General features: G+C 64.4%; 17 protein-coding genes. 5 read left to right on the top strand and 12 right to left on the bottom strand.

From position 1 onward, the window contains the following. The first annotated feature begins 67 nt into the window (after positions 1-67). From OU994_RS27990 to OU994_RS27975, 4 genes are all read left to right on the top strand, one after another. Positions 68-865 (top strand): SapC family protein, encoded by a 798-nt coding sequence (locus tag OU994_RS27990; RefSeq protein WP_281608567.1) that lies wholly within the window; start codon positions 68-70, stop codon positions 863-865. Between the two features lie 355 nt (positions 866-1,220). Further along, positions 1,221-2,972 carry a type I secretion system permease/ATPase gene (locus OU994_RS27985; protein WP_281608566.1) on the top strand — a complete coding sequence of 584 codons (1,752 nt, stop codon included), beginning with the start codon at positions 1,221-1,223 and terminating at the stop codon, positions 2,970-2,972. A gap of 5 nt (positions 2,973-2,977) precedes the next feature. Then, positions 2,978-4,330, top strand: coding sequence for an HlyD family type I secretion periplasmic adaptor subunit (locus tag OU994_RS27980; protein ID WP_131144088.1), 1,353 nt, complete (start codon positions 2,978-2,980; stop codon positions 4,328-4,330). 5 nt (positions 4,331-4,335) lie between these two features. Further along, entirely contained in the window at positions 4,336-5,697 is a 1,362-nt protein-coding gene (locus OU994_RS27975; protein ID WP_281608565.1) for a TolC family outer membrane protein, read from the top strand. 94 nt (positions 5,698-5,791) lie between these two features. On the opposite strand, the gene OU994_RS27970 is transcribed toward OU994_RS27975, so the two are convergent. The 10 genes from OU994_RS27970 to OU994_RS27925 all read right to left on the bottom strand — a co-directional run bounded on the left by OU994_RS27970 (position 5,792) and on the right by OU994_RS27925 (position 15,144). Continuing rightward, positions 5,792-6,532 carry a glycosyltransferase family 2 protein gene (locus OU994_RS27970; protein ID WP_281608564.1) on the bottom strand — a complete coding sequence of 247 codons (741 nt, stop codon included), beginning with the start codon at positions 6,530-6,532 and terminating at the stop codon, positions 5,792-5,794. Between the two features lie 11 nt (positions 6,533-6,543). Continuing rightward, positions 6,544-6,942: a capsular biosynthesis protein gene (locus OU994_RS27965; RefSeq protein ID WP_281608563.1), complete on the bottom strand. Its 399-nt coding sequence runs from the start codon at positions 6,940-6,942 to the stop codon at positions 6,544-6,546. Further along, entirely contained in the window at positions 6,932-8,398 is a 1,467-nt protein-coding gene (locus tag OU994_RS27960) for a hypothetical protein (RefSeq protein ID WP_281608562.1), read from the bottom strand. The genes OU994_RS27965 and OU994_RS27960 overlap by 11 nt, the downstream gene beginning before the upstream one ends. Position 8,399: 1 nt before the next feature. Then, the gene (locus tag OU994_RS27955) at positions 8,400-9,290 is read right to left on the bottom strand and encodes a lysylphosphatidylglycerol synthase domain-containing protein (RefSeq protein ID WP_131144091.1); all 891 of its coding nucleotides are present in this window, start codon (positions 9,288-9,290) and stop codon (positions 8,400-8,402) included. After that, positions 9,287-10,138, bottom strand: a complete 852-nt coding sequence (locus OU994_RS27950; RefSeq protein WP_281608561.1) for a glycosyltransferase family 2 protein — start codon at positions 10,136-10,138, stop codon at positions 9,287-9,289. Before OU994_RS27950 ends, OU994_RS27955 begins: the two co-directional genes overlap by 4 nt. 1 nt (position 10,139) lies before the next feature. After that, positions 10,140-10,556 (bottom strand): GtrA family protein, encoded by a 417-nt coding sequence (locus OU994_RS27945; RefSeq protein WP_281608560.1) that lies wholly within the window; start codon positions 10,554-10,556, stop codon positions 10,140-10,142. Positions 10,557-10,569: 13 nt separating this feature from the next. Next, the gene (locus tag OU994_RS27940) at positions 10,570-12,180 is read right to left on the bottom strand and encodes a hypothetical protein (protein WP_281608559.1); all 1,611 of its coding nucleotides are present in this window, start codon (positions 12,178-12,180) and stop codon (positions 10,570-10,572) included. Positions 12,181-12,517: 337 nt separating this feature from the next. Then, positions 12,518-13,432: a sulfurtransferase gene (locus OU994_RS27935; RefSeq protein WP_281608558.1), complete on the bottom strand. Its 915-nt coding sequence runs from the start codon at positions 13,430-13,432 to the stop codon at positions 12,518-12,520. 132 nt (positions 13,433-13,564) lie between these two features. Next, positions 13,565-14,182, bottom strand: a complete 618-nt coding sequence (locus tag OU994_RS27930) for a hypothetical protein (RefSeq protein WP_281608557.1) — start codon at positions 14,180-14,182, stop codon at positions 13,565-13,567. A 389-nt stretch (positions 14,183-14,571) separates the two neighbouring features. Further along, positions 14,572-15,144, bottom strand: a complete 573-nt coding sequence (locus tag OU994_RS27925) for a PEP-CTERM sorting domain-containing protein (protein ID WP_281608556.1) — start codon at positions 15,142-15,144, stop codon at positions 14,572-14,574. 248 nt (positions 15,145-15,392) lie between these two features. Here OU994_RS27925 and dnaE point away from each other — a divergent pair, with 248 nt between their 5' ends. After that, on the top strand, positions 15,393-18,977 hold the full coding sequence (gene dnaE / locus OU994_RS27920; protein ID WP_281608555.1) for a DNA polymerase III subunit alpha: 3,585 nt from the start codon (positions 15,393-15,395) through the stop codon (positions 18,975-18,977). Positions 18,978-19,094: 117 nt separating this feature from the next. Here dnaE and OU994_RS27915 read toward each other — a convergent pair whose 3' ends face one another. Continuing rightward, positions 19,095-20,153: a glycosyltransferase family 4 protein gene (locus OU994_RS27915; RefSeq protein ID WP_281608554.1), complete on the bottom strand. Its 1,059-nt coding sequence runs from the start codon at positions 20,151-20,153 to the stop codon at positions 19,095-19,097. Positions 20,154-20,366: 213 nt separating this feature from the next. Then, positions 20,367-20,597 carry a DUF6139 family protein gene (locus tag OU994_RS27910; RefSeq protein ID WP_130187740.1) on the bottom strand — a complete coding sequence of 77 codons (231 nt, stop codon included), beginning with the start codon at positions 20,595-20,597 and terminating at the stop codon, positions 20,367-20,369. Between the last annotated feature and the right edge of the window lie 32 nt (positions 20,598-20,629).

Here is a 20,629-nt window from a genome sequence, read left to right as displayed (position 1 = left end):
CTGCAAAGGCTGTGCCCCCGGGCGCAGCCTTTTTTCATTTGCAGGACAACAACCTCAAGGAGCGACCATGTTCAAGGAACTCAAAGCACTGGACCGTATCCAGCACCGCGCGCTGCGCCTGGCGCCGGACCAGCCCTATCATTTCGCCGCCGGCCTGATGGTGTGCCCCATCATGGCCGGCGAAGTGGCGCAGGTCGCCCGCGATTATCCGATCGTGTTCAGCCGGTCCGCCAACGCCTTGCCGATGGCCCTGCTCGGCGTGCGGCAGGATATGAACGCCTACGTGACACCCGACGGCGTGTGGACCGCGCGCTACATCCCCGTCCATGTGCGCCGCTATCCGTTCATGCTGTCCGACAGTGCCACGCCGGGAGGCGAGGGTGGCGAACGGGCCTTTACCGTGATGTTCGACAGCGCGGCACCGCACCTGGCCGGGCTGGCAGGGGCGCCGCTGTTCAATCCGGCCGGCGAACCTACCGAGCTGCTGCAAGGCGTGCAGAAACTGCTGATGACGCTGCAGCGCGACACGGTTGCCACGGAAAAGCTGGTCCAGCAGATCGATGCCGCCGGCCTGCTGGTCGAGCGCTCGCTGAAGGGCCAGCCCAAGAACGGCAAGCCGTTCGCGCTGGAAGGCCTGCGCATGGTCGACACGCAAAAACTGGCGGAATGTGCACCTGAAACCTTGCAGGAACTGGTGAAATCGGGTGCAATGCGACTGGTGTATGCCCACTTATTGTCGATGGTCAACTTGCAGGATGGTCCCCTGATGCAGTCGAACGATCGCAAGCCGGCGGCCGCGCAGGCCCCTGCGGAGCAGGCCGCGGCGCAAATGGGTGATACGATCAGCTTTGCCGGCCTGCGGTGACCCGCCTTTCGCGCGCAGCCGCAGCATGGCCGCGCGTGACCTGGGCTGCCCGCATCGTGCAGCCCGCATCGTGCAGCCCGCATCGTGCAGCCCGCATCGTGCAGCCCACATCGTGCAGCCCACCCGAACCGCCTTCGCGGTACTGTCGGCAGCGACACCCGTAAGTCCGGTTCCGATGCCCTTCTTCCTTACCGACAAACAACGACTTGCATGTCGGCGGCGACGATATCCGTGAAAATTTGTGATCCAGGTCACATTTTTTACATGTTTTAAGCGATAATGTGCGATCTGTAAAACCGCGGCAATATTGCTTGTCGCTTACAAGCCAGTCTTTCGTCGCATCGTCCCCACGCCAATGAAAATCAAACTACCCAGTGCCAAGAACGAGATCGAACGGGTCCTTGCGCAATTCAAGTCCACCTTCTTCACCGTCGGCACCTTCAGCGCCATCAGCAACCTGCTGATGCTGGTCCCGTCCATCTACATGTTGCAGGTCTACGACCGCGTGCTGTCGAGCCGCAACGAAGTTACGCTGCTGATGCTGACCCTGCTGATGCTGGGTGCCTTCGCACTGGTGGCCGGCCTGGAAATCGTGCGCAGCTTCGTGCTGATCCGCGTGGGCGCCAAGTTCGACATGACGCTGAACAAGCGTGTCTACACGGCCTCGTTCGAACAGAACCTGCGCCGCTCGGGCGGCAATCCCTCCCAGGCCCTGATGGACCTGACCACGCTGCGGCAGTTCCTCACCGGTAATGCGCTGTTTGCCTTCTTCGATGCGCCGTGGTTCCCCATCTACCTGATCGTGATCTTCCTGTTCGACTGGCAGCTGGGCTTGTTCGCGCTGTGCGGTACCGCCATCCTGATCACGCTGGCCTATGTGAACGAACGCGTCACGCGCAAGCCGCTGGAAGAAGCCGGCACCACGTCGATCGCCGCCAACAACCTGGCCTCGAACAACCTGCGCAATGCCGAAGTCATCGAATCGATGGGCATGTTGCCGAGCCTGATGGACCGCTGGTTCAAGCTGCATGGCAAGTTCCTGATGCTGCAGGCCGATGCCAGCCAGAAGGCCGGCGTCATCGGCTCGATCACCAAGTTCTTCCAGTCGTCGCTGCAGTCGCTGATCCTCGGCATGGGCGCGCTGCTCGTGCTGGAAAACCACATCACGCCCGGCATGATGATCGCCGCGTCGATCCTGGTGGGCCGTGCACTGGCGCCGGTGCAGCAGGTGATCGGCGTGTGGAAGAGCTGGAGCAGCACCCGCAGCGCATACACCCGCCTGTTGAAGCTGCTGGAAGACAATCCGGAACGCCCGGCCGGCATGCCGCTGCCCAAGCCGGCAGGCAGCGTGACGGTCGAAGCGGTCACCGCCGCGCCGCCGGGTTCGCAGGTTGCCGTGATCAAGAACCTGTCGTTCGCCATCATGGCCGGCGACGTGGTGGGCATCATCGGCGCCAGCGGCTCCGGCAAGTCGACCCTGGCGCGCCTGCTGGTGGGCGTGTGGCCGGCCGCCATGGGCAAGGTGCGCCTCGATGGCGCCGACATCTATACCTGGAACAAGGGCGAACTGGGCCCGCATATCGGCTACCTGCCGCAGGACGTGGAACTGTTCGGCGGCACCGTCAGCGACAATATCGCCCGCTTCGGCGAAGTCGACCCGGCCAAGGTGGTGGAGGCGGCCAAGCGCGCCGGCGTCCACGACATGATCCTGCACCTGCCGAAAGGCTACGATACCGTGCTGGGCGAAGCCGGCGCCGGTTTGTCCGGCGGGCAGCGCCAGCGGCTGGGCCTGGCACGTGCGATGTATGGCGACCCGTCGCTGATCGTGCTCGACGAACCCAACTCGAACCTGGACGACGTGGGCGAAGCGGCCCTGGTGACGGCCATCAACGACCTGCGGCAGCACGGCAAGACCATCGTGCTGGTCACCCACCGCACCAGCGTGCTGAGCGTGACGAACAAGCTGCTGCTGCTGCGCGACGGCATGGCCCAGTCGTTCGGCCCGACCAGCCAGGTCATCGCCTCGCTGAACGAGGCGAACCAGAAGCAGGCGGCGCAGAACCGCCTGGCGGCGGCCCCGGCGCAACCGACAACCTCTACCGTTTGAACAGCATGAAACTCATTACCAAGAACGCGAGCGACGTCGTCGCTCATGATGTGACTCCGCTCGAGGTGGATACCGACGCGCGCTCGTTCAGCCGGATCGGCTGGCTGGTCGTGCTGATCGGCTTCGGCGGCTTTTTGCTGTGGGCGATTTTCGCGCCCCTGGACCGGGGCGTGCCGATGTCCGGCTACGTGGCCAAGGAATCGAACCGCAAGGCGGTGCAGCACCTGACCGGCGGCGTCGTGCAGGAAATCCTCGTCAAGGATGGCGACGTGGTCAAGGAAGGCCAGGTGCTGGTGCGCATGAACGAAGTGCAGGTCAAGTCCCAGGCCGAAACCACGCGTACGCAGTACTACGCGGCGCGCGCCGCCGAGGCGCGCCTGCTCGCCGAGCGCGACGGCGCCAAGTCCATCACCTACCCGAAAGACCTGCTCGACAACGCCAGCGACCTGCGCGCCGCGACGAACATGGAAGTGCAGCGGCAGCTGTTCACTTCCCGCCAGGGCAGCCTGAACAGTGAGCTGAGCGCCATCGAGGAAACCATCCGCGGCCTGCAGGCGCAGGTCAACGGCCTGCAGGAAGCACGCAAGAGCAAGAAAGCCCAGCTCGCGTCGATCCAGGAACAGCTGGTGGGCATGCGCGACCTGGCCAAGGAAGGCTTCGTGGCGCGCAATCGCCTGCTGGAACTGGAGCGCATGTACATCCAGGTCGGCGGCCAGATTTCCGAAGACGACGGCAACATCGGCCGCTACCAGAGCCAGATCATGGAATACCGCCTGCGCGCCATCCAGCGCCGCCAGGACTACCAGAAGGAAGTGCGCACCGAACTGTCGAACATCCAGCGCGAAGCCGATGCGCAGGGCGCCCGCCTGGCGGCCAACGACTACGAGCTGCGCAATGTCGAGGTGAAGGCGCCGGTCAGCGGCATCGTCGTCAACCTCGCCGTGTTCACCGAAGGCGGCGTGGTGGCCTCGGGCTTCCGCATGATGGATATCGTGCCGAGCGGCGACGCCATGGTGGTGGAAGGGCAACTGCCGGTCAACCTGGTCGACAAGGTGCATGCCGGCCTGCCGGTGGAGCTGATCTTCTCCGCGTTCAACACCACCAAGACGCCGCATCTCCCTGGCGAAGTGATCAACGTGTCGGCCGACCGCACCGTCGATGAACATACCGGCCAGCCGTACTACAAGGTGCGCGCCAAGGTCACGCCGGAAGGCCAGAAGCTGATCGCCGAGAAAAAGCTGGTGGTCCAGCCGGGCATGCCGGTGGACCTGTTCGTGAAGACGGGCGAGCGCTCGATGATGAGCTACCTGCTCAAGCCGCTGACGGACCGTGCCAAGTTGTCGATGAGCGAGGAATGATGAGCGTGAGCCGAATCCTTGATTTGAAGCTGAAACTGAACCTGAAACTGCTGGCCGGCGCCGCGCTGCTGGCCTGTGCCGGCGGCGCCCAGGCGCTGTCGTTCCAGGATGCCTACGATGCCGCGCTGCGCAACGATCCCACTTACCGGGTGGCCTTCTACGAGAACGAGTCCGGCAAGGAAAACCGCGTGCTGGGCCGTTCGGCCCTGCTGCCGTCGGTGTCCGCCAACTCGTCGGTGAACCGCAACCTGCTGGACCGCACGACCCGCCAGCCGAACGGGCGCGAAACCACCGACAACCCGCGCTACCTCAGCAAGTCCCATTCGATCTCGCTGCGCCAGCCGCTGATCAACATGGATGGCCTGGCCCGCTACAAGCAGGGCAGGGCACAGTCGGAGATGAGCGAGGCGATCTTCGACGTGCGCACCGGCGAGGTAGCGATCCGCGTGGCCGGCGCGTATTTCGATGCGCTGCTGGCGCGCGACCAGCTGCGCCTGGCCAAGGCCCAGCGCGACATGTATGCCGAACAGAGCACCGTCAACCGCCGCATGTTCCAGGCCGGCCAGGGTACCCGCACCGACATGCTGGAAACCCAGGCGCGCCTGGACGTGGCGCAGGCCGCCGTGCTGGAGGCCGAAGACCAGGTCACGATCATGCGCAATACGCTGGAAGAGATCGTCGGCACGGAGGTGGGCAACCTCGATGAGCTGAACGCGGACTTCCGCTTCCTGCCGCTGAGCCCCGCCACCTACGAGGACTGGAAGGCGATCGCCTTGCAGAACAATGCCGACGTCAAGGCCGGCAAGCTGGCCACCGAGGTGTCGCGCCAGGAAATCAACAAGGCGCGCGCCGGCCACCTGCCGCGCCTCGACCTGGTGGCTTCCTACAGCAAGGCCGATTCGGAAACCATCAACACGCTGAACCAGGACACCAACAACAAGGCGGTCGGCGTGCAGCTGACCGTGCCGCTGTATTCCGGCGGCGCCGTGTCCGCGCAGGGCCGCCAGGCGGTGGCGGGCTTCGAACGGGCCAAGGCCGACCTCGAAGTGCGCACCGACAAGGTGCTGGTGGAGCTGCGCAAGGCGCACAGCCAGGTCGTCAGCAGCGTTACGCGCATCGAAGCGCTGAACAATGCCGTCAGCTCGAGCCAGGCGCTGCTCAACGCCACCACGCAAAGCATCAAGGGCGGCGAACGCATCAACCTCGACCTGCTGACCGCGCAGCAGCAGCTGACCACCACCCAGCGCGACCTGGCCCAGGCGCGCTACACCTACCTGCTGGCCACGCTGCGCCTGCGCAATGCCGCGGGCGTGCTGAGCCGGTCCGATATCGAGCAGGTGGCGGGGTTCTTCCGGCGGCAGCAGTAAGCTCGCCGGGAATACCCGATCTGAAAATAAAATGCCGGCGCAATGCCGGCATTTTTTTTCGAAAGGCGGACAGTACCCGCCTCGAATTGCCCGCTTACAGCCCTTCCGGCGCCCACTCCAGGAACGCCTGCAACTCCGCCGGCGTGCCCAGCACATGCACCGTTGCCGGATCGAGGTCGGCGATCGAAATGCGCCCGCCGTCGCGCAGCAACTGCTTGTAGAGGGGCGCGACATAGCGTTCGCCCCGCACCAGGTTGGCGGGATCGGCGAAGAAGCGCTCGTAGGCGCTGGCATAGTCGGCCGCGCGGGCGAACCAGTACAGGCCGATCGAGGCGAAGTCCGCGATGCGCTCCTTCTCGGCCAGGTCGGTTGCCCAGCCATCCTCGCCGAGCCGCACGAAACTCCAGTGATCGCCCGGCACCTGGAAGCAGGGTACCCAGCCATCCGATCCCGGGCGGATATCGGCCGGCGCCAGCGCGCGCGGTTCCACATAGGTGTCGATGTTGTAGATCAGCAGCGGCGCGTCGGCCTGCCACAGGTCGCGCGACAGCCAGGCGCTGGTGGCCTGGCCATCCGTCACCGCGTCGAGTTCCAGCACATGCACGTCCGCCAGGCCCAGGGCCGCGCAGCGTTCGCGCACGTAGGCGCCCGAATCGTTCTCCTTCAGGCAGACGAAGATCAGCCGCGCCGGCTGTTCCAGGAACTGCTGGAGCGACAGCATCGACCAGTCGAACAGGCTGCGCCCGTGCGCCATGATCTCGTATTTCGGCACCGTGTAGCCGGCGTCGTAGAAGCGCGAGCCGCGGCCCGCCATCGTGATGACAATGTTCTGCATCGGTACCGGCCTCACTCGTGTCCCAGCAACTGGTGGATTTCCTGCTCGGACAGGCGCAGGAATTCATCGGGACGGACGGCCCGGTCGTCGATGTAGAAGCCCTTGCTGCGCGGCCAGGGCTTGCCGAACAGGATTTCGTCGTACGGCACGTCCCAGCGGGCCAGCCAGTCGAGCAGCACGGGGGCGGTGTGCTTGTTGATCAGGCCCAGATTGTGGTTGTGCGTCTTCATGTTGCGCGACGTGTACAGCATGATGCGGTAGCCCCGTTGCTGGTATTCGCGCAGCTTGGCCAGCATGTCGGCCCGCGGCACCAGGTCCGCATAGGATTGATCGGCCGTCTTGATGTCGCAAAGGGTGCCGTCGATGTCGACCACCAGCATCGCGTCATCGTGGGAAATTTCAGTCGTCATGTTCCACCTCGTTCAGGATCGCGTGCGCCTTCAGCAGGAAGGCCAGCACTTTATTCGGTACATCGATATGCAGCGGCAGCATGGACAGGAACAGCGACGCCTCGCCCAGCCGCACGATGCGCGGGTCGTAGCCCTGCGTGCGCAGGTGGCGGGTGAAGAGCGGCTTCAGCGCGGCCTGGCCGCCCAGGTTGAGGTGAAGGCGCAGCGCGTTGTCGTCCGTGAAGCCGACCCGGTACTGGCTGTTGTTGATGAAATCATAGTCGCCCAGCACGCTGTGCGAGATCTTGCACAGGTCATACATCGGGTGGGTCCATAATTCGCCGGCGCTGAGCGCGCCCTTCGGGTCGATCAGCTTCATCAGGTAGCGCTGCTGGTCGTACAGCACGTTGGAGAAGCACGGGTCGCCGTGGCCGATGGCCATGTGGTCGCACTGGAACTGGCGCTCGTGTTTGCGATACAGCCGCAGGTAGCGTTCCAGCTGGCGTTCCAGCGCCAGCTCCGGCGTGCCCGCGGCGGCCAGCGCATCGATGCGGCGGCCTTCCGGCATGGCGAGGAATTGCCTGGCGCGCTGTTCCACCTTGTCGACGAACAGGCTGCGCGCGGCCTGCGCCGACTCGGCGGCGGAACAGGGCTGGCGCGGCCGGCTGGCGATGAAGAACAGCAGACGTTCCACGAAGGCCTGGAAGCTTTCCGCGTCAAAGGCATCGTGTACCCATTGCAGGGCCACGTCGGCCAGGTAGTAGCGCATCATCCGGTACGAGGCGCGGCCGTTGCCTTCCTCGTAGCCGAAGGGCTGGATCAGCCAGGGCCGCATCTCTTCCGGCACCAGCGAATGGAACAGGTACTCGGCCTTCATCTTGGCCTGGTCGGTCGAGCTCTTGGTATAGAAATACGTGTCGATATCGACCTGGTTGAAGTGGCGCGCGGCCGTTGCGCCGGTGGTCAGCGACAGGAAGCCGCGCATGGTCGAGATGTCCAGCGGCTGCAGCGATTGCACGCGTTGCGCGTCGCGCCAGCCCTGTTCCCAGCCATGCACCGGGCCGGCCGCGAACGCCGGCCAGTATTCCAGCAGCTGGTGCGCGTGGCGCAGGAACAGCAGCAGCGGCTTGTAGGGCCGGTCGGTGAAATCCTCTTCCGCATAGGGCAGCCGTTCGACCAGCATGGCCAGGCGGTCCGGGTCGGGAAAGCCGGCCCGGCCGGCGATCACGCACACGGCGCATTCGTCGTCGCTGGCTTCCAGCCGGGCGCGCAGGGCGGGCAGGTCGCCGTCGTCGCGCAGGTGCACCAGCGCGTGGCGCGCCCACGCGGGCAGGGCTGCACGGAAGTGATCCGCCAGCGGCTGGCGGCGCACGATGATGTCGCCGTAGTGGCGGCACCCGACCAGCGAAAGCAGTTCGCCATCGGTCAGTTCGCGGTCGTCGAGGATCAACAGCAAGTTCGGGGAAGGGGAGGGCATGTCAGCCTTTCATCGATTTCAGGCGGCTGGCGAGGATCACGGCACCCGCGAAGATCACGGTCAGCAACACCAGCGCCAGCGACTGGTACAGGCCGAATTCGCTCAAGTCCTTGCCCGGCAGGGAAGCCAGCAGGCCGGAGGCGAAGATGGCACCGAACGCTTCGTCGCCCGAGGCGACACCATTGTTCATCCCATCGATGACGCGGATGAACAGGGCCAGGGCACCGATCTCCAGCAGCCAGATCAGCGCGGACAGCAGCAGGAAGGCGGTGATGCGGCCATCCAGGCAGCGGTAGATATCCATTTCCATCTGCCGTACCGCGTGGCTGATGCGCAGCAGCTGCAAGCCGTGGCGGCTGTGGCTGACCAGCACCAGGTGGCGGTTCAGGTAGACGAAGGTCTTGGCCACCGCGAACAGCACGAACAGCGCGGCCAGTCCGACCACCAGGAACAGCACGAAGACCGTGCGCATGGTGTCGGGCACGTTCACATCGAACAGGTACATGCCGAGGATGACGGTGCTGAGCACGGCGATGTCGCCGAAGCGTTCGGCCGCCCACAGCGCCAGCGCCTTGCGCTTGCGGCGGTATACGAAGGCCAGCGCGGCCAGGCGCAGCAGCTCGCCCGCCTTGAACGGCAGGAAGCTGCTGGGGAAGGCCGTCAGCGCGTGCGCCGCCGCCAGCTCGAAGGCCTGGTCGCGTTCTTCCAGCGACAGCAGGGCCAGCCGCAGCATGCGGAACAGGTGCGAAGCCATGTACAGCGCGGTCACCGCCGTCAGCACCGCCAGCTCGGTGCGGGCCACGGCTTCCGACAGCGCATCGGCGCGCAGCAGGAGCCAGCCGGCCACCAGCGTGGCCAGCAGCGCCAGGTAGATGCGCACCGCGCGTGTCATTGCCGCGCTGAATCCTGCTGCGCCGGATCGTGCGTTGCTTCTTGCCGAGCCTCTTGCTGGTACACGATCTGGCCGCTGTAGCGCTCGAACGGCCTGGCCCGCAGCGGTTCACGCAGGAACGCGCCGCGGCGCACCATGAAGCCGCCCAGCAGCGACAGGACCTTGAACGCCTGGCGGAACAGCCGCACGTTCGATACCTGGTCTTCCTCGCGCCAGCTGATCGGGAAGAAGCGCACCCGCTGGCCCGCATGGTAACTGCCCAGCAGCATCACGTAGTTGAAGGTGAGGTCGTCCGGGTAGGTCTTGTAATAGAAATCCTGGAAGGCCGCGAGCCGGTACATGTTCAGCCCCGAACCCAGGTCGTAGATGCGGCGCCCGGCCACCGCCGAGAACAGCAGGTTGTAGACGCGGTTGCCCAGCGTGCGCACGAAGGAATAGCCGATCAGCCGGCTGCCCGGCATGAAGCGCGCGCCCATCAGGCAATCGACTTCGCGGTGGCTGCCCCGTTCCAGCTCGGGCACCAGGTCGCGGATATCGGCCTGGTCGTCGCCATGCAGCACCACCAGGTAATCGAAGCCCTGCTCGATGGCGTAGCGGAAGGCGGCCTTGTGCGAACCGCCCAGGCCGTAGTTGTCGTCGTTGCGCCAGCCGATGAAGCGCAGCGACGGCAGCCGCGCGCGGGCGTGCCCGATGGCCGCGTCGAGGGTATTGTCCGGCGAACGGTTGTCGACGACGATCACGGTATCGACCCAGCGCCGTACGCTGTCGTCGAACTGGTCCAGTACGCGCGTGACCTGGCTGGCGCAGCGGTAGGCGGGAATGAAAACGAGGATTCGCTGGTCGGCCATATCATCGCGGGCGCATCGAGCGCGTCAGGAATTTCATGAAAAGGAAGTTGCTTATCAGGTTCAGGGGGGTGACCAGGATCTTGGCGGCGAGGCCGCCGGCGCTGCGCAGCGCCACGGGCAGGTCGGTCGTTGCCAGCACGCCGGCCAGCGCGCCCGCCACCGCCTGGAGCAATTGCGAGTAAGCCATGATCGACACCAGCTGGTAGGTCCAGTACATGGCCAGGGCCTGGCGCGACCCGCTGCGGTAGAACACCGTCTTCAGCGAGGTGAACCAGACGAACGTGACGCCCACGTACGACGACACGACATTGGCCGCGAACGGCGACATCCCGAAACCCTGCGACAGCAGGGCAAAAGTGGCGAAGTCGCACAGCCAGCCGAGGCCGGACAGCACCAGGAAACGCAGGAACTGGTTCATCGCGCGTGTCGGCTCATCGGTGTATTCCCTTTTCCTGCATGTAGCGTGCCGCGACCTTGCGCACCGCGTCGTCGAGCTCGTTGCCATCGTAGAGCCACACTTCATTGCCGGTCTGGCAGACATGCACGCGGCTCGGCTGTGGCAGGTTCTTGCCGGTCGTCTCGGCCGTGTAGTTGAAGCCCGAGGTATCGCCACGGGGCCGCAGCAACGCGAAATTGTACTTGATCTGCGGATAACGCTCGGGCCGCAGCAGGGGACCGATCGTGGTCACCCAGAAGTGCGGTACCAGGTCGTTGTAGGTGTCGAGGATGTGCAGCTTCTTCGGCATGAACTGCCGCACCTGCGGGCCGGTCCAGTAGTCCGAGATGCCGCCGCGCAGCGTGAAGTTCTGCCGTTCCACATCCATCAGGCAATCGGCGATCGGGTTGGTGGTGGCGATGGGCGCGGCGGTGCGCGCGGTGTTCAGGCAGCCGGCCAGGACCAGCGCGCCACCCGCCAGCAGCACCGCATCCCAGACGAAGCGCGGCACGCCCCGGTCGAGCAGCACGATCGCCAGCACCGCCGCCAGCAGCAGCGGGAAGGTGAAATAGCGGTAGGCGTACTCGTCGCCGAAGCGGCCGGCCAGCAGGGCGCCCAGCAAGGTGAGCAGCAGGGAAGCGCCCAGCATCGCGCCCGTGACGGCGATGCGCGGGCTGTCCTGGAAACCGGCGCGCAGCCCGGTGGCATCGGCCGTGACGCTGCGTGCGAAGTGGAACAGCAAGAACAGCAGTGCCGCCGCCAGCAGCACGGCGAGGCTGAACGTGTACGGGTTGGCCAGATCGAAGGCGGCGAGCGTGGCGGCGACGAACAGCGTCATCGCGCGGCCCGCCGGGCCGGGGGCGATATTGTCGATGCCGCCCAGCGGCTTGTAGTGCACCAGCACTTTCAGCAGCAGGTCGGCGGCGATCAGCCCGATGGCGATGCAGCCGGCCAGCAGCAGCACCCGGCGGCGTGCCCGGGCCATGGCAGCCCCGCGCAGCATCAGCCACGAGCAGGCCAGCAGCAGCAAGGCGGGCATGACCACGGTGAGGTAGAACAGGCTGGTGGAAATGCAGCCGGCAATGGTGATCGCCACGATCGCGAGCGCGACCCGCCGCGATCCATCGCCGACATAGCGCATCGCCATGGCCAGCCCAGCCAGGCCGAACAGCACGGCCGGCAGGTGGTTGTTGGTACTGTAGAAGTACAGCCACATCGACGAGCGGGCCGCTGTCAGCGTGAGGAATGCCATGCCCAGCACCATCACGGCAGCCGCACGCCGGCTCAGCGCCGGGTAGATCTGCCGGGCGAACCACAGCACGGTACCGGTGAGGATCGCAGCCTGGGCAACGGAAACGGCGAAGATGCGCGTTGCCGCATCGGGCAGGGCCGGATACATGGCGAAATACAGCAGCATGTCCGGCACGAAGGCGGGGGCGACCGGGAATTTCCAGTCGATCCAGCGGCCGCCATCCTGCACCAGGTCGACCACCAGCTGTTCCATGAAGAGCGAATCGCCGCTCAGGATGGTCTTGAACCGCAGCAGGCTTGCCGCCAGGCCCAGCAGCACCACGGCGGCAACAAGCCAGAGTTTATCCAGTTTCATCGGTTTTGCAGCTTGGGAAAACTGCAAGTATAAACTCTACGGCAGTATTTTGAAATTAACAATTTCTCCGCGACATGCCAAGCCTGGTAACTGTTATTTCATCAAGGCCACACACTAAATGGTAATTCCACTGAACGGTAATTCCACGGGCCGACATCAGCGGTATTGTCGAGGGGAATATATTAGAACGGGATAAGGTGGCAAATATGCCATGACTATTATCGAGAGCCGCGCTGTTTCCCGTTCAAGGATATTGCCGCAGGCGCTACGCCATAATCAGGCGCAGCGCCCGGCGTGCTTCACTGGCACGCTTGAGCGGCACGCTTCACTGATACATTCACTGGTCCTGCGCCTTGCCGTGGCAATGTGGGCAAGAAACGCCGTACACATATTCCGGCGCCAGTTGCTGGCGCGGGGTGACGATGGCGCGGCAGGCGAAGCATTGCACGGTTTCCGTGGGCTCCAGCCTGGGATTGAGCGCGGTACGGTAGTCGAACACGAAGCAGTCGCCCGTGTAATGGGCGCCGCCCACTTCCTCGAAATACTTCAGGATGCCGCCTTCGAGCTGGTACACATTGTCGTAGCCGATATTCTGCATGTGGATCGCCGCCTTTTCGCAGCGGATGCCGCCGGTGCAGAACGTGACCACGGTCTTGCCGTCGAAGTCGGCCTTGTGTTCCTCGATCACTTGCGGGAATTCGGTGAATTTGCGGATGCGGTAGTCGACGGTATTGTCGAACGTGCCCACGTCCACCTCGAAATCGTTGCGGGTGTCGACCATCACCACCGGCTTGCCCTGGTCGTCATGGCCCTGGTCCAGCCAGCGCTTCAGGGTTTTCGCGTCCACGAACGGCGCGCGGCCTTCTTCCGGCTTGATCAGCGGCATGCGCATCGTGATGATCTCGGCCTTGATCTTCACCAGCATGCGCTTGTGCGACTGCTCGGCCGACAGGCTTTCCTTCACTTCCAGGTCGGCCAGGCGCGGATCGGCGCGCACCCAGGCCAGGTAGCCGTCGATGTTTTCCCGGGTGCCGGACAGGAACATGTTGATGCCTTCCGGCGTCAGCAGGATCGTGCCCTTCAGGCCGAGGCGCTGCGTGATTTCCTGGTATTGCGGCCGAAGCTCCTCGAGATTCTCCAGCGTGATGAACTTGTAGGCGGCGATGTTGACGAAGGATGCGGCGGCAGTTACTGCCGCATGTGACGGTACGGCGCCGGCCTGGACGGGGGCGCCGAGAGTGCTAGCTTGCATAGGGAGTCAGAGTGGGAATAGCGGAACAGCCGACATTATAAGCCCATCGGCGTGCATTTCCACGCTTCCCCGATGCGGAGGAAACCGGCGCATTTCCGCGAAATTCCGCCTGCCTTGCCCGGGACCGGGCGGCTATCGGGTATAGACCCGATCCACCGTATGCACGCTGCCCGCCGGCGACATGATGTAGAGCTTGCCGCCGTTGATCATGAACGCCCTGCTCTCGGGTGGCTGGGCTGGAATAATGTACTGATCGACAACGAGGGTTCCCGAATCGCCGCCGAAATCGATGTGCCACATCCACTGGTTATGCACCAGCGCGTACGTCACGGCCGTTCCTGTGACCGTAATACGGTGGGCGGGCATGGTGGCGGACACGGCATCATAAGCGCTCGGCACCGCCGCGGCGCCCTCGCTGAACACCACCCCGCCATTGGTGGAGCCGGTGATCTCCACCTGCATGCCGGGCACATTCACACTTTTGGTGGCAATGATGGCGCCCGTGCAGCCCGGGTTCGCGTAGTAATCGGTCCTGGTCGACATCAGCGCCCTGTCGCCGCCAGCCGGATCCTGCGTGACTGAAATTCTTTCGACCGTGCGTCCTTCGCAGGCGGCACTCCACTCGCCGAGATATGGCGTGACTTTTGCCGAGAGCACGGGCGAGGGGCCCCCGCTGCTGTCACTGCCGCCACAAGCGGCGAGGCAGGAGACCAGAAGGGAAGACAGGAAAAACTTGCTGGAAACGCGCATGAAAGGCTTGCCCTGGAGGGTGAAAGACGTGATGGGTGGGGAATGTCGAACGCCTCGCCAGGATTGTATGGTTGCACGCCATCGCTCGTCCATGCGGTGGCGTTGCAAATTGCTACTTGTTGCAAATTGCGATTTCCTGGCCCTGCGGTGCCATGGATTCGCAGGCGGCGAGATCGATCGGGGGCGTGGCGGTGCGTGCCGTCGAACGTGACGGCAGGTGCGCGCGTGGAGACTGGCGGAAGAACATGGTGCTCCCTCCCTTTTCCGCATACGCGCCCGGAGGAAATGCCCGAGATCAGGCACGTGGGTGTGCCTGATTTCCGGTGATGTCGGGGCCGGCGCGGGAACGGGCGTAGCGGCGAGCCCTGGCGGTGCCGTGACCGCCGTGCTTAAACCATGGCGCGGCGTGCCTTGCGCCGCCAGGCCAGTGCCGCCAGGCCAGCGCCGGCCAGCAGCAGCGTGGACGGCTCGGGGATGGCCTGTTGCTGGTCCGGCAACCGGTGCACCGACCAGTTCGCGTAAGTGATCTTCGACGAGCTGGCGCTATTGCCCGTCGCGGCGTAGATGGCGCTCACGTCCAGGTAGCGGGTCGCCGTGTTGGTGAACGCCGTACCGCTGAGCAGGATGCGGCCGACATCGAACGCCGTCACGATCGAGCAGGTGAGCGGGTTGCCGCAGCCGTTGGTCAGGGCGGGCGACATGTCGTACACGCCCTGGAACACCAGCCGGTCGAGGGCGTCGGAGGCGGCATAGCTTTCCGAGAACGAGTCGAACAGCAGGTTGCTGGCTTGCGGGCGGGTGTCCGAGAACAGCACGTCATACTGTTCCCCGTTTACTTCGACGGCTTGAGCGCCCATCAGCACGCCGTTCGACACCAGCAGGATCGGTGCTGCGTGGGCAGCGGCCTGCGCGCCCAGGAGCAGGGCGCCTTGCAGCAGGATGTTTTTTACGAAGGTTCGCACAATGGCTCCTGAAGGTAAATAATGGATAGCGGCTTGAGTTGCGTAGTGTCACCAAGCTTAAGCAAGGTTGATGCCAGATCGATAATTTTGAGAAAAATCAACGCTGTCGTTGAGCTGGCTCAAATACCTGGCCGGAAAATGTAAAGTTTCCCGACAGCGCTGGCTGAGCAGGCGCGTTGGCCGCGAGTACCTCAACGGCGGTAAAATAGCGCCTTCGCCGCACGAAGCCTCACCGCCCAATCGATCCCATGAGTACCGAAGTCCCAGACCTGTCCGTCATCGAGCCCGTTCTTCAGCCCGTTATTCAACCTGTCATCCAGCCCGATGAGCCCGCACCGCCACCCGGCCCGGATTTCGTCCACCTGCGGGTGCACTCGGAATACTCGATCGTCGATGGCCTGGTCCGCATCGACGACCTGGTGAAGGCCGCGGCGAAGGACAGGCAGGGGGCGCTGGCCGTCACCGACCTGTCGAACCTGTTCGGCATGGTCAAGTTCTACAAGGCCGCGCGCGGCAAGGGCGTCAAGCCGGTGATCGGCTGCGATGTCTGGATCACCAACGACGACAACCGCGACAAGCCATGCCGCCTGCTGCTGCTGGCGAAGAACCGCGTGGGCTACCTGCAGCTGTGCGAGCTGCTGTCGATGGCGTGGCTGACCAACCAGTACAAGGGCCGCGCCGAACTGCGCACCGAATGGCTGGCGGCGCTGAAAGACCAGACATATGACGTGATGCCCGGCGAAAGCGGCGCCGATGGCCTGATCGCACTGTCCGGCGCGCAGTTCGGCGACATCGGCTGCGCGATCGACAACGGCAACCTGGAGCTGGCCGAACGGCACGCCGAGAAATGGTCGGCCATCTTCCCGGGGCATTTCTATATCGAGATCCAGCGCGCCGGGCAGCCCAACCAGGAAGCGCAGGTGCGCCAGTCGGTGGCGCTGGCCGCCAGGCTGCGCCTGCCGGTGGTGGCCACGCACCCGGTGCAGTTCATGTCCGAGCATGAGTTCATCGCCCACGAAGCCCGTATCTGTATCGCCGAAGGCGAGATGATCGCCAACGCGAAGCGGCCGAAACGGTTCAACGAGCAGATGCGCTTCATGACGCAGGAAGAAATGGCGATCCTGTTCGAGGACCTGCCGGGCGCCTTGCAGAATTCGGTGGAAATCGCCAAGCGCTGCAATGTCACGCTCACGCTGGGCAAGCCGCAACTGCCGAACTTCCCCACGCCGGGCATGACGATCGATGAATTCCTGGTCGCCGAAACGAAGAAGGGCCTGGAAGAGCGCCTGGTGCAGCTGTTCCCCGACCCCGTATACCGCGAGAAGATGCGTCCCCGCTACGAGGAGCGGCTGGCGTTCGAGAACAACACGATCATCAACATGAAGTTCCCGGGCTACTTCCTGATCGTTGCGGAGTTCATCCAGTGGGGCAAGAACAACGGCGTGCCGATCGGCCCGGGCCGCGGCTCGGGCGCGGGCTCGCTGGTGGCCTATGCGCTGAAGATCACCGACCTCGATCCGCTCAAGTACAACCTGCTGTTCGAACGTTTCCTGAACCCGGAACGGGTATCGATGCCCGACTTCGACATCGACTTTTGCCAGGAAAAGCGCGAGCTGGTGATCCAGCACGTGAAGGACCTGTATGGCCGCGACGCGGTGTCGCAGATCGCCACCTTCGGCACCATGGCGGCGAAAGGCGCGATCCGCGACGTCGGCCGCGTGCTCGACTTCGGCTACAACTTCTGCGACGGCATCTCGAAGCTGATCCCGTTCAAGCCGGGCAAGCCGGTGTCGATCGCCGAGGCCATCGAGGAAGAACCGCTGCTCAAGGAACGCCTCGAGAACGAGGAAGAAGTGAAGCAGCTGCTGGATCTGGCGCAGCAGGTCGAAGGCATCACCCGCGGCATCGGCATGCACGCCGGCGGCGTGCTGATCGCACCCGGCAAGCTGACCGATTTCTGCCCGCTGTACACGCAATCCGGCGACTCGGGCGTGGTCTCGCAGTACGACAAGGACGACGTGGAGGCCGTGGGCCTGGTGAAGTTCGACTTCCTGGGCCTGACCACGCTGACGATCCTCGACCGCGCGGTGAACTACATCCGCGAACTGGACCCGGCCGACAAGGATTTCAACCTGGAATCGCTGCCGCTGGACGACCGCGGTTCCTACGACCTGCTGACCAAGGCGAAGACGGTGGCCGTGTTCCAGCTGGAGTCGCGCGGCATGCAGGGCATGCTGAAGGATGCGCGCCCCGACCGCTTCGAGGACATCATCGCGCTGGTGGCGCTGTACCGTCCGGGCCCGATGGACCTGATTCCCGACTTCTGCAAGCGCAAGCACGGCGAAAAGTTCGACTACCCGGACCCGCGCACCGAGGGCATCCTGTCCGAGACCTACGGCATCATGGTCTACCAGGAGCAGGTGATGCAGATGGCGCAGATCATCGGCGGCTACTCGCTGGGCGGCGCCGACATGCTGCGCCGCGCGATGGGCAAGAAGAAGGCCGAGGAAATGGCCGAGCACCGCGAGATCTTCCGCAAGGGGGCCGGCGAGCGCGGGCTGACCACCGAGAAGGCCGACGAGATCTTCGACCTGATGGAGAAGTTCGCCGGCTACGGTTTCAACAAGTCGCACGCCGCCGCCTATGCGCTGCTGTCGTATCACACCGCGTACCTGAAGCAGCACCACACGGCCGCGTTCATGGCGGCCAACATGTCGCTGACGATGGACGACACGGAAAAGGTCAAGATCCTCGTCGAGGATTCGATCGAGGTGTGCGGCCTGACGATCCTGCCGCCGGACATCAACCTGTCGGCGTACCGCTTCCGCCCGGACGGCCAGCCGCGTTCCGTGACCGGCAAGAAGGTCACGGCGATCCGCTATGGCCTGGGCGGCGTGAAGGGCGCCGGCCAGAACGCGATCGAGGCGATCATCGCCGCGCGCGAAGCCGACGGTCCGTTCAAGAGCCTGTTCGACTTCTGCAAGCGGGTCGACAAGCGCCAGATCAACCGCCGTACCATCGAGGCGCTGATCCGCTCGGGCGCGTTCGACTGCTTCGGCGTCGATCGCTCGGTGCTGTTCGCGTCGGTGGGCTTCGCCATGGAATGCGCCGAGCAGGAACTGAAGGCGGCCAACCAGGTGAGCCTGTTCGGCGGCGACGACAGCGACCTGGTCGCTCCGCCCGAATACGTGCAGGCTACCGCGTGGACCGACCGCCAGAAGCTGGCCGAGGAAAAGATCGCGCTGGGCTTCTACCTGTCCGGCCACATGTTCGATTCGTATGCGCAGGAAGCGCGGCGCTTCGCCCGCACCAAGCTGTCGGAACTGGAGCCGTCGCGCGAGCCGCGCATGATGTGCGGCGTGATCACCGGCATCCGCACGCAGATGACGCAGCGCGGCAAGATCCTCATCGTCAGCCTGGACGACAAGAGCGCCGTGGTGGAAGTGACCGTGTACAACGAGATCTTCGAGGCCAACAAGAAGGCCTTCAAGGAAGACGAATTCCTCGCCGTGACCGGCAAGGTATCGGAAGACCGCTTCACCGGCGGCCTGCGCATCTCGGCCGAGAAGGTGTACGACATCGTGTCGGCCCGCCTGCAGTTCGGCCGCCAGATGGGCTGGCTGCTGCCGGCCGCCGTGGCGCCCGCGAAACTGCAGGAAGTGCTGGCGCCGCACCGCGACGACTACGGCTTGCCGGTGCAGATGCGCATCAAGCCGCAGGGCATTGACTGCACGCTGCAGCTGGGCGACGACTGGCGGGTCGCGCCGTCCGATGAACTCACGCTGGCGCTGGAACAGGTGCTGGGCGCAAAAGAGGTGGCGGTGGAGTACTGATCGCGGTGGGGAAACCGGTGTCAGACACCCTTTTTCAAGGAAAAATAGTGTCTGACACCAAAACTCGCCTGGGCGGAATGCCTCTCGTGTCTGACACTATTTCCGCAGGAAATAGTGTCAGACACCGGTTTTCCCACGCGGCACCTCCCTGGGGGCGCGCACGGCGGCGACCAGGTTGCGCACGAAAGCCTTCATGTCGAACCGGTTGTCGAACGCATCGAGGGCCCGGTCGGCCATCTGCGCGGTATACGTCGAATCGTCCAGCAGCCGCACGATGGCGGCGCGCATCGCGGCGGCGTCGCCTTGCGGTACCAGCACGGCCTCGTTGCCGTCGCTGACATAATCCTCCACCGTCAGCGTGCGCGTGATGACGGTGGCCTTGTTGAAGGCCATCGCCTGCAGCAGCACCATCTGCCCGGCCGAGATATCGGCCACGCCCAGCGGCACCACCACGAAGCGGGCGTTCTTCAGCTGGTCGACATAGTCGCCGTCATAGCAGTTGCGCAGCACCTTGACGTTAGGGGGGATTGCCAGGCCGGCCAGCGGCTTGTCGTTGTCGCACACCACGTGGAGTTCGATCGGCAGGCCGGCCACCGCGTCGAACAGCGTGCCGTAGTCGCGGCCGGAGCGCCCGGCGGTGAGGATGTACGGCGAGTTCGACGCTTCCGGCAATTCCTCGCGGCCATAGATATGGGTGCCGTGCGGGATGTAGAACACTTCGGTGCGGCCGTTCGCGAACAGCTCGCTGTAGCGCTCGCGCTCCTTCTTCGAGTGGCAGATGACCTTGTCGACGAACGACATCACGAAGCGGAAGTAGAGCAGGCGCAGCCGGTTGAGCAGCGGATGCTGGCGCGGCGTGAGAATAAAACCCAGCAGCACGATCTGCGTACGGCGCGAGAACAGGGCGCGCAGTGGCGCGAAAATCAGTACTTCGATGTCCGAACCCAGCACCACCGCCTCGGGATTGGTGCGGCTGGTAACCAGCGAGCGGATGCCGGCGCGCAGCGCGAACCAGGCCAGTTTCGGCCAGCCGACGAACAGCAGCTTGAGCCGCGAGTGGTAGCGGAAGCGCACGTCATCGGCGAACAGCCGGTAGTCGACGCCGAGTTCCTTCAAGCCGAGGGCGAACGGCGAACGCGTGCCGTCCTTGGTATAGGTGGGAAAGAAGTGGATCACGGCGGGCCCTGTCGCGGTTGGGAATCAAAGGAGTTACCAATCTGTTAATTGTAACCCGTTGTAACCCGTTGAAACCGCCTGTGACCGCCGCGGCGGCACGCGACAAAGCCCGGCGTTGCGCCAGCACAGCAGCCGACAAGGCATGCGGTCCGGTGGAGCGTATCGGCTGCCCGGCATCAGCCAGGCGCCATGGACCGCATGCCATGCACCGCCTTACATATCCTTCAGGCCGGTGATGGCGTAGCCCTTGGTGCCGATTTGCTCGGGCAGGTGTTCGATGTGGAACTCGGGCAGTGTGTCGGCGTCGTCGTCGACTTCCAGCGCTTTGGCTTCCGGTTCCCAGTCGGTATTGATCGCTTCCTGGGGGATCGGCTTTCCTTCCGGCACTGCCAGATACGAAAAGATGCCATCGTGTTCGGGTCGTCGGTAAATATCCAGGCGCATTGCGGTTCCTCCTTGGTGGTTTGCTCAGTCGC

This window comes from Pseudoduganella sp. SL102 (genome assembly GCF_027856995.1).
Lineage (GTDB): Bacteria > Pseudomonadota > Gammaproteobacteria > Burkholderiales > Burkholderiaceae_D > Rugamonas > Rugamonas albidiflava.
The sequence above is the reverse complement of the archived record's forward strand: the minus strand, read 5'-3'. Positions and strand labels throughout refer to the sequence as shown.